The following is a 507-nucleotide window of genomic DNA, read 5'->3' as shown; positions in this document are numbered from 1 at the left end:
AACACACTGTCCGTACCGAGATCCGACACAGGTACTCGTGGCGGCGAAAGCCAAGGTCTGTCGGGAGCAACCGACGTTAGGGAATTCGGCAAGTTAGTCCCGTACGTTCGCAATAAGGGATGCCTGCCCTGCAATGGGGCAGGTCGCAGTGACTCGGGCGCTCCGACTGTCTAGTAACAACATAGGTGACCGCAAATCCGCAAGGACTCGTACGGTCACTGAATCCTGCCCAGTGCAGGTATCTGAACACCCCGTACAAGGGGACGAAGGACCTGTTAACGGCGGGGGTAACTATGACCCTCTTAAGGTAGCGTAGTACCTTGCCGCTTCAGTAGCGGCTTGCATGAATGGATCAACGAGAGCGCCACTGTCCCAACGTTGGGCCCGGTGAACTGTACGTTCCAGTGCGGAGTCTGGAGACCCCCAAGGGGAAGCGAAGACCCTATAGAGCTTTACTGCAGGCTGTCACTGAGACGTGGTCGCCATTGTGCAGCATAGGTAGGAGGC

1 rRNA gene is annotated in these 507 nt (G+C 57.0%); it reads left to right on the top strand.

Annotated features, from left to right (window positions below):
• Positions 1-507: ribosomal RNA gene (locus ACSBP4_RS19625) — 23S ribosomal RNA — on the top strand; the annotation flags it as partial.

Source organism: Natrinema sp. CGMCC1.2065, from assembly GCF_051225675.1.
GTDB classification, from domain to species: Archaea; Halobacteriota; Halobacteria; order Halobacteriales; family Natrialbaceae; genus Natrinema; species Natrinema thermotolerans.
The sequence above is the reverse complement of the archived record's forward strand: the minus strand, read 5'-3'. Positions and strand labels throughout refer to the sequence as shown.